The 9,380-nt window shown below is 64.0% G+C and carries 7 protein-coding genes; 4 read left to right on the top strand and 3 right to left on the bottom strand.

The genetic code is table 11. The features are described from left to right. Positions 1 to 203: 203 nt before the first annotated feature. Positions 204 to 539 (bottom strand): antibiotic biosynthesis monooxygenase family protein, encoded by a 336-nt coding sequence (locus OZ411_RS26370; protein ID WP_282530299.1) that lies wholly within the window; start codon positions 537 to 539, stop codon positions 204 to 206. A gap of 278 nt (positions 540 to 817) precedes the next feature. Here OZ411_RS26370 and OZ411_RS26365 point away from each other — a divergent pair, with 278 nt between their 5' ends. Both OZ411_RS26365 and glcF read left to right on the top strand, forming a co-directional pair. After that, entirely contained in the window at positions 818 to 2,056 is a 1,239-nt protein-coding gene (locus OZ411_RS26365; RefSeq protein ID WP_282530298.1) for an FAD-binding protein, read from the top strand. After that, positions 2,053 to 3,366, top strand: a complete 1,314-nt coding sequence (glcF, locus tag OZ411_RS26360; RefSeq protein WP_282530297.1) for a glycolate oxidase subunit GlcF — start codon at positions 2,053 to 2,055, stop codon at positions 3,364 to 3,366. Before OZ411_RS26365 ends, glcF begins: the two co-directional genes overlap by 4 nt. Before the next feature lie 164 nt (positions 3,367 to 3,530). Here glcF and OZ411_RS26355 read toward each other — a convergent pair whose 3' ends face one another. Beyond that, on the bottom strand, positions 3,531 to 3,995 hold the full coding sequence (locus OZ411_RS26355; protein WP_282530296.1) for a hypothetical protein: 465 nt from the start codon (positions 3,993 to 3,995) through the stop codon (positions 3,531 to 3,533). Between the two features lie 358 nt (positions 3,996 to 4,353). On the opposite strand from OZ411_RS26355, the gene OZ411_RS26350 reads away from it, so the two are divergent. Then, a complete protein-coding gene (locus OZ411_RS26350) occupies positions 4,354 to 5,403 on the top strand; it encodes a TorF family putative porin (protein WP_282530295.1) in 1,050 nt (349 codons plus the stop codon). 218 nt (positions 5,404 to 5,621) lie between these two features. Here the strand turns inward: OZ411_RS26350 and OZ411_RS26345 are convergent, their stop codons facing one another. Beyond that, positions 5,622 to 7,367 carry an ABC transporter ATP-binding protein/permease gene (locus OZ411_RS26345; RefSeq protein WP_282530294.1) on the bottom strand — a complete coding sequence of 582 codons (1,746 nt, stop codon included), beginning with the start codon at positions 7,365 to 7,367 and terminating at the stop codon, positions 5,622 to 5,624. Between the two features lie 294 nt (positions 7,368 to 7,661). On the opposite strand from OZ411_RS26345, the gene OZ411_RS26340 reads away from it, so the two are divergent. Beyond that, the gene (locus OZ411_RS26340) at positions 7,662 to 9,326 is read left to right on the top strand and encodes an L-lactate permease (RefSeq protein WP_130582630.1); all 1,665 of its coding nucleotides are present in this window, start codon (positions 7,662 to 7,664) and stop codon (positions 9,324 to 9,326) included. Positions 9,327 to 9,380: the final 54 nt, after the last annotated feature.

The following is a 9,380-nucleotide window of genomic DNA, read 5'->3' as shown; positions in this document are numbered from 1 at the left end:
CCGGTGGCCACCGGCCAAGACGCTAAATCGCTTCCATCGCACAAATCATGCCCGTGCAGATACAAGGGGTTCTCTCCACGTGCGCAGGTGTTCGTGGAGAGAGACCCCTCACCCTAGTGAGTACGTTGCCCGCGCCGGAGTAGCCCTCTCCCGCAAGGGGAGAGGGCGCAGTAATTGGCACCGCGACACGCGACTATCGACTGTCACAGCAGCGTGTATTGCAGGCGTTCGCGTTTTGCCAATAGCGGCAGCGCTTCGCCGGCGATGTAGGTCTTGAAATGCGCGCTGTCCTGATGCGCCTTGAAGGCGGCTTCGTCGCGGAACAGTTCGTAGAACAGGAACTGCGCCGGGTTGTCCTTGGCGCGCGAGATCAGGAACAGCTTTGCACCAGGCTCGCTCTGTGCCTCGGGCAGGAAGCGCGACAGGATATCGGCGATCCGGTCGGCCTGACCTTCCTTCGCCTCCCATTGCGCGACCACCAGCAAGCCGCTGCCATCGACGGCCTCTTTCACGGTCTTGTCGATTGCATATTGACCCATAACCATTGCTCCTTTGATTGGGTTGCGTGGAAGCCGCTTCCTACATCCGCGGCTGCCGATGATAATTCGATACAGGACGAATTATGACCGAAATCACTTCGATATTGATCGAAGTATATCTGCATATGGAGGCGCCGGGATCGCGTACCGAATGGATCGCGGGCGGGCGACTGGGGAAGCGCCATCTTCCGCCACGGTACCCTTGTGTCCGGCATCGATGCCTATAGAAGGGATGGCGGGAACGGTAGCGGCTGCGGTGGAAAGGCAGGACGATAGGCGTGGACATCAGGAAGGTACGAGATGCTGAAGACGTCGAGCAGGTGGTGCGGGCGGCGATCGCCGCCGAGCAGCCGCTCGAGATCATCGGCCACGGTTCCAGGCGAGAAATCGGCCATCCGATGGCGACCAACGCGGTGGTCGATCTCTCCGCGCTGAATGCGGTCGTCTCCTATGAGCCGAACGAGCTGATCATCACTGTGCAAGCCGGCGCGCCGCTTGCCGACGTGCAGTCGCTGATCGATGCCAAGAACCAGCAATTCGCCTTCGAGCCGGTCGATACCTCGGTGCTGCTCGGCATGAAGGGGAGCGGCACCATCGGCGGCATGATCGGGGCGGGGCTCGCCGGGCCGCGCCGGATCAAGTCCGGCGGCGTCCGCGACCACCTGCTCGGCGCCCATGCCGTCTCCGGCTTTGGCGACAGCTTCAAGACCGGCGGCAAGGTCGTGAAGAACGTCACCGGCTACGACCTCTGCAAATTGCTCAGCGGTTCCTGGGGCACGCTCGCGGTGATGACCGAGGTGACGCTGAAGGTGATGCCGAAGCCGGAAGCCGAACGCACGCTCATCCTGCGCGGTCTCGACGACGTCACCGCAGGCCGCGCCATGACCGCGGCGCTCGGCTCGCCCTTCGATGTCTCCGGGGCGGCGCATCTGCCCAATTCGGCGTTCCGTCCGACCGACGCTGCGCTCGTTGCTCTGGGGGCGCCGGAGCAGGCCGTTACGCTGTTGCGGCTCGAGGGGATTGCGGCATCGGCCGCGCATCGTGCGGCCCACCTCGCCAAGACGCTCGCCTCCTACGGCGCGGTCGAGACCATCGAGGACGTCGCCTCGCTCTCGATCTGGAGCGCGCTGCGCGACGTTGCGCCGTTCGCGGCGGCTGGCGCGCTCGGCGCCTGGCCGGTATGGCGGATCGTCTGTCCCCCGGCCTCGGGCGGCGCGCTCGGGCAGGCACTGGCGCGGGAGACCGGCGGCGATGTCGTCTACGATTGGGGCGGCGGATTGATCTGGGCGGCGGTGCCGCCCAAGGTGGACGCGCAGGCCGCGCAGGTCAGGGGCCGCGTCGAGGCTGCCGGCGGCCACGCCACCCTGATCCGTGCCTCCGAGGAGGTGCGGCGTGCCGTCGACGTGTTCCATCCGCAGCCCCGCGGGCTCGCCGATCTCAGCGAGCGTGTCCGCCAGAGCTTTGACCCCAGGAACATCCTCAACCGCGGCCGGCTGACGCGGGGGACTGCATCATGAAGACCGAATTCTCACTCGCCCAACTCGCCGATCCCGATATTGCCGAGGCCGACAAGATCCTGCGCGCCTGTGTCCATTGCGGCTTCTGCACCGCGACCTGTCCGACCTATGTGCTGCTCGGCGACGAGCTCGATAGTCCGCGCGGCCGCATCTACCTGATCAAGGAGATGCTGGAAAAGGACAAGCCGCCGACGGCGGAGGTGGTCAAGCATATCGACCGCTGCCTCTCTTGCCTCGCCTGCATGACCACCTGTCCGTCCGGCGTGCATTACATGCACCTCGTCGACCAGGCCCGGGTCAGGATCGAGCGAGACTATCAGAGGCCGTTCACCGAGCGGCTGCTGCGTTCCGTGCTCGGCTTCGTGCTGCCGCGACCCGGCGCCTTCCGCACCAGCATGGTGCTGGCCCGCTTGGCCCGGCCGTTCGCGGCACTGTTGCCGACGCCAAGGGCTGACGCCACTCCAGGCCTGCTCCGGCGAATCAAGGCGATGCTGGCGCTGGCGCCATCCCACCTGCCGCCGGCGGGTCCGTCGGCGGGAAGTGTGTTCCCGGCGGTTGGGACACGGCGGGGACGGGTCGCGCTGTTGCAGGGCTGCGCCCAGCAGGTGCTGGCTCCGCGTATCAACAAGGCCGCCATCAACGTGCTGACCCGCCACGGGGTCGAGGTGGTGCTGGTCAAGGATGAGCAATGCTGCGGCGCGTTGACCCATCACCTCGGGCAGGACGGCGATGCGCTCGCCCGCGCTCGCGCCAACGTCACGGCATGGCGGAATGAGGCGGAACAGCGCGGCCTCGACGCCGTCCTGGTGACCACGTCAGGCTGCGGCACCGTGATCAAGGACTATGGTTTCATGCTGCGCGAGGACCGCGAATTCGCTGCTCCCGCCGCAAAGGTCTCCGCGCTGGCAAAGGACATCACCGAATATCTGGCCGGCATCGAGCTCGATCCGCCGCGCCTCGAAGACGAGATCACCGTCGCCTATCACTCTGCTTGTTCGCTGCAGCACGGGCAGAAAATCACAGGCCTTCCGAAAGAATTGCTTTCCAAGAATGGATTCGTGGTGAAAGATGTGCCGGAGAGCCATTTGTGTTGCGGTTCGGCGGGGACCTACAACATTCTCCAGCCCGACATTGCGATGAGGTTGCGCGATCGGAAGCTCGCCAACCTCGCGACAATCAAGCCGGACATGATTGCTGCGGGCAATATTGGCTGCATGGTTCAGATTGCCGGCGGTACGTCAGTTCCTGTGGTGCACACGATTGAGCTTCTCGATTGGGCGACAGGAGGTCCTCGGCCAGGGGTGAATTGATCGATTGCCTATCGCGCATGAACCGGACCCGGGGGCCGTGTTGGGGCGACGTGGGTAGCGGTTTTCTCCACGACAGGCGCACGCGTTTGCGCGGAGGCCATGCGCGACAAAGGACGGGGCGGGAGGTGCTTCGAACAAGCACGATCCCGATCCGGGCAAGCGGACTATTCGAAGCGCTCGATAGACTGAATCAGCGGCAACAGGAGGATCACGATGGCTAAAGCGAAGAAGGGTAAGAAGGGGAAAAAGGCCAAGAAGGCTAAGAAGGCGGTAGCGGCCAAGAAGAAGTCCGCGAAGAAGGTCGCCAAGAGAACCGCGAAGAAATCTGCCAAGAAGGCTGCCAAGAAATCCGCGAAGAAGTCGGCAAAGAAGGCCGTGAAAAAAGTCGCCAAGAAGGCCGCGCCAAAGAAGGCCGCGCCGAAGAAGGCCGCCAAGAAGAGCGCGGCAAAGAAGGCTGCAGCTCCCAAGCCGGCGGCACCGGTCGCTGCCCCCACTCCCGCGCCGGAGCCCGAACTCGGTCCGAGCTGGGCTACCCCCAGCCCTTCGGAGAGGTCGGAAGGCTCGGAGGACTCCTCTAGTCCGTCCTGACGCAACCAGGCAGCACCTGACGCGAGAGCCGCAGCCTTCACCGCTGCGGCTCTTTCGCTTTCCGGAGCACTGATTGTGGGGCGACACGGCTCGATGATTCGGCGGCGCCTGGACTCGGACCGCTGCAGCAGAGACTCACTCCGCCACGTAGGAGAGGTGCGGATTTACTTCACAAGGCACGGAAGTCGGTAAAGTTGTTGTGAGATTGCAACACCCGCCAACAACCTCTCTCAAAAAGGACGGAACGCCTAAAAAGTCGGCACATGCTCGTCTTTTTTGCTTCAACACAAGGGGCATCGCGTTCCAGATTGCCTGCGGAATTTGGTCGCAGTCGGAGATCGCTCGCCCCGGGGGGCCGGAGGAGCTGGACTGTTTTCTTGAACGTGTGGGGATCCTTTCATGAAGAAACTGGCTTTGTTAGCAACGGCGCTGGCAATGTTCTCAAGCTCGGCAATGGCCGCCGACATGGCCGTGAAAGCCGTTAAGGCGCCGCCGCCGCCCCCATTCGAACCCTGGGATTTCGCCTTCGGCTCAGCGCTGATGAGCGACTACGTGTTCCGCGGCATCACCCAGTCGAACCACAAGCCTTCGGTCGCCGCTTATTTCGAGCCGCGCTACAACGTGACCAAGGACCTGCAGCTCTACATCGGCGCCGCCGGCGAGAGCATCTCCTTCCCGAACCGCGCCGCTGCCGAGATCGACATCTACGGCGGTATCCGCCCGACCTTCGGCATCTTCGCCTTCGACTTCGGTGTCTGGGGTTACCTGTATCCGGGCGGCTCGTGCTTCAACTCCGCCGCGATCCCGGGCTCCGGCATTCCGGGCTCGGATTCGAGCTGCGCCGCCAGCCCGTTCGGCAACTCTGACCCGATCACGGGCGGCCTGCCGATCAACGGCAACTTCGCCAAGAAGAGCGCGAGCTTCTATGAAGGCTACGCCAAGCTCAACATCAACATCAACGACCAGTGGGCGGTTGGCTTTAACGAGTACTACTCGCCGAACTTCCTGAACCTCGGCGCCTGGGGCAACTACGCGTCGGTCACGGCGAAGTGGACCGCGCCCTCGACCATCTTCGGTTCTACCGGCATCGGCATGTATGTCTCGGGTGAGTTCGGTCGGCAGTGGCTTGGCACCTCCGACTCCTTCTATGGCACCACCGTTGCCAGCCCGCTTGGCGGCGGACCGTTCCCCGGTGGTATCCCGGAGCCGAGCTACAACACCTGGAATATCGGCATCGGCTTCACCTACAAGGTGTTCACGCTGGACCTGCGTTACACCGACACCAACCTCTCGAAGGGTGATTGCAACGCCTTCACCAGCGACTACACCGCCCGCTTCGACGGCAGCTTCACGCCGATCAACCCGGGTGGCTTCAGCTCCAACTGGTGCGGCGCGACGGGCATCGCCAAGCTCTCGGCTGACCTGACCGCGATCTCGAACCTGAAGTAAGTTTCACACGCGTGGATCAAGGGGGCGGCGGAGCGATCCGCCGCCCTTTTCATTTGCGGCGGTGGCGCGTGCTGCGCGAGCAGGGCCGACTGCGTCGTTGAGCGCCGTAGCCCGGTGGAGCGCCAGCGTAACCCGGGACCGCCGGTAGACGCTGATGCAGGTGTCCAGGGTTGCGCGTTCCGCTCCACCCGGGCTACGCACGACGTGCGTATCCCGCTTTAAGACGACGCGGCGACCTTGGCGGTATCGCGCAACCCGAACCGGTCGCCATCGCGGACCAGCGCGATATTGCGCTGATGGAATTCCGCCAGCGTCGAGCGGTGACCGATCGAGACGATCGTGGTGGTGGGCAATTCCTCCATCAGCAAACGATAGAGGGCAGCTTCCGAAGGCTCGTCGAGCGAGGCCGTCGCCTCGTCGAGGAACAGGTAGTCGGGCGCATGCAAGAGCGCGCGCGCCAGCCCCAGGCGCTGCTGCTCGCCGAGCGACAGCATCCTGTTCCAGTGTCCCTCTTCCTCCAGCCGTGAAGCGAGCTGCGGCAGGCCGATCTGGGCGAGCGCTTCCCTGATCCTGTCGGCGCTGAACTTTTCGGCTTCGGCGGGATAGACGATCGCCGCGTGCAGCGAGCCGATCGGGAAATAGGGCTTTTGCGGCAGCATCATCAGCGAGGCGTGCTCGGGAATGAGGATCGAGCCGCTGCCGAACGGCCAGATGCCGGCGACCGCTCGGAACAGCGTCGACTTGCCCGCGCCGGACGGCCCGGTCACCAGCGTGCGTTCGCCGGGCCGAAGCTTGAGCCCGGTCGCTGAGACCAGCGGCGCGCCATTGGGTAGTTTCACGAGAAGCTCTTGCAGCGCGATCGCATCGCTCGCCGCGGGCGCCGCTTTGACCGCGGCGGGGTCGGTAGCGAGCCTCTCTGCCTTCGCAATCGACCGCTCGAAGCCATCGAGACGGGCGACCACTGCGCGCCATTCCGCCATGGTGCGATAGACCGATATGAAGAACGACAGCGCATCCTGCACCTTGCCGAACGCTTCCATGATCTGCATCACGGTTCCGAGCTGGATCTTGCTGGCGAAATAGGCCGGCGCGGACAGGATGACGGGAAACACCACGGCGGCCTGCGAGTAGCTCTGCGTGAACGCCGTCAGCCGCTTGGTCCGGCTCATGATGCCGTACCAGTTGGAGACCACGTGGCCGAAGCGCGTCGATAGCTGCTCGCATTCGGCGCGATCGCCCTTGAGTAGCGCGATCTGTTCGGAGTTCTCGCGAACCCGCACCAGGTTGAAACGGAAATCGGCTTCCAGCCGCTGCTGATCGAAATCGAGTCGCACCAGCGGCGAGCCGATCCACTGCGTCAAGGCCGTGCCGAAGATGGCGTAGACCAGCGCCCCCCACACCAGATAGCCGGGGAACGAGACGTCGCTGCCGAACAGATGCAACGGCGCCGCCGCAGACAGGCCCCAGAGAATTACGACGAAGGATGCCAGCGTCACGATCGAGCTCAACAGCCCGATACCGAGCCCCAGCGTCTGACTAACGAACATCTTGATGTCGTCGCTGATGCGCTGGTCCGGGTTGTCGGCGGCATCGCCGTGAAGCTGCATGCGGTAGTGGTTGGCATCGTGCAGCCATTCGCCGAGATATTTGCTCGTCATCCAGCGGCGCCAGCGGATCTGAAGCCACTGGTTGAGATAGAGCTGATAGATCGACAGCACGGTGAGGACCGCGGCCAGCACGCAGAACACGATGAGCTCGCGGACGAAGCCGTCCCAGTCCCGCTCCTGCAGCGCGTTGTAGAAACGATTGCGCCACTGGTTCAGCAGCACATCGTTGGCGACCAGCGCCAGCTCGATCGCGATGACCGCGGCAAGCAGGCCGCGGCCGGCCCATTTGTCTTCGGAGTTGAAATAAGGCGCTGCAATGCGCCACACCGTCGCGAGCGTCGAACGAATGTTGTTCACAGATTAGCGTCTCCGGGGGACCGCCTACAAAGGCTTGAAAAAACGGGACAATCAGGGAACCTTCAGACTAAAGTCGTGGGTTCCTCGGTCAGCGTCCACTTGTCGCAGCATGATAGTTAACCCTAGCATGGCAGCGCGACGCGGGGCGGCGGACTTTCTGATTTCGCGAGGTTGTGAGCGTTTCGGCTGTGCCGACTCGATTGCACCCGGTGCGCCGGGTCCATGCCCGCGGCGAGCCGACGCAAGCCGCCGGCGGGAAGCCGCCACCGGGAACCTTGGGGAGGAACAACAAAAATGTGGAACCAAATCTACAACCCGCTCGGCAACGCCGCGCTGTCGACGATCGCGGCCGCCGTTCCCGTGGTCACGCTGCTGGTCCTGATCGCCAGCGGCAGAGTGAAGGCGCATGTCGCCGCCATCATCGCCGTGATCGTGACCAACCTGATCACGATCTTCATCTTCACCATGCCCGTGAACATGTCGGTCCGCGCCACTTTGCTCGGGGTGGTGACCGGCTTCTTCCCGATCGGCTGGATCGTGCTGAACGTCATCTTCCTCTACCAGATCACGGTGGCGACCGGGAAATTCGAGCTCCTGAAGCGCGCGGTCGGCGGCGTCACCGAGGACCGGCGCTTGCAACTGCTCCTGATCGCGTTTGCCTTCGGCGCGTTCTTCGAAGGCGCCTCCGGTTTCGGCACGCCGGTTGCGATCACGGGCGCGATCCTGATCGGGCTCGGCTTCTCGCCGCTTGCGGCTTCCGGCCTGTCGCTGATCGCTAATACCGCGCCGGTCGCCTATGGCGCGCTGGGCACGCCGATTCTGGGTCTCGCCTCCGTCACCGGGCTTGACCCTTACGTGCTTGGCGCGATGGTCGGACGGCAATTGCCGCTGTTCTCGCTGATCGTGCCGTTCTGGGTGGTGTGCGCGTTCGCCGGCTGGCGGGGCATGAAGGATGTCTGGCCAGCGATCCTGGTCACGGGCGTCTCCTTCGCGGTCCCGCAATTCGTGATCTCGAACTTCATCAATCCCTGGATCGTCGACATCGGCGCCTCGCTGATCTCGATGGGCTGCCTGATCCTGTTCCTGCGCGTCTGGCAGCCGCGGCAACTCTGGCTGTCGCCGGCGCTGCGCGGCCACGATGAATCGGCCGCGACCATGGCGGCGCCGAAGGCGCTGGACAAGACGCCGCTCACACAAGGCGAATTGTGGAGCGCGCTTCTGCCGTGGATCATCGTCTGCATCCTGATGCTGATCTGGGGCAACGGCGCGTTCAAGGCCTGGGCGAACGCCAATTTCGTCTGGAACTATCCGGTGCCCGAGCTCGACAAGCTCATCAACAAGGTGCCGCCGATTGTCGCCAAGCCGACGCCGGAAGGCGCCGTGTTCAGCTTCACCTGGCTGTCCTTCACCGGCACGGGCATGCTGATCGCGGCGATCATCTCGGGTCTCTTGATGGGCTTCTCGCCGATGAAACTGATCACCGCATATGGCCGCACCATCCGCCTGTGCGCGATCTCGCTGATCACGATCTCGGCGATGCTCGCGATCGGCACGCTGACGCGGCTGTCCGGTGTCGACGCCACGCTCGGCCTGGCCTTCGCCGCAACCGGCGTGCTCTATCCCTTCTTCGGCACGCTGCTCGGCTGGTTGGGCGTCGCGCTGACCGGATCGGACACCGCCTCCAACGTGCTGTTCGGCAACCTGCAGAGGATCACGTCGGAGCAATTGGGCTTGTCGCCGATCCTGATGGCCGCCGCCAACTCCTCCGGCGGCGTCATGGGCAAGATGATCGACGCACAATCGATCGTGGTCGCCTCGACCGCGACCAACTGGTACGGCCATGAAGGCTCGATCCTGCGCTACGTGTTCCTGCACTCGATCGTGCTGGCCTGCCTCGTCGGCCTGTTCGTGACACTGCAGGCCTATGTCTACCCGTTCACGGAGATGGTCCTGAAGTAGTCGCTCCGGCTCGTAGCCCGGGTGAAGCGCCAGCGTAATCCGGGTCCGCTCGTG

This window comes from Bradyrhizobium sp. Arg237L (assembly GCF_029990105.1).
In the GTDB taxonomy this organism is placed as follows: Bacteria; Pseudomonadota; Alphaproteobacteria; order Rhizobiales; family Xanthobacteraceae; genus Bradyrhizobium.
The sequence above is the reverse complement of the archived record's forward strand: the minus strand, read 5'-3'. Positions and strand labels throughout refer to the sequence as shown.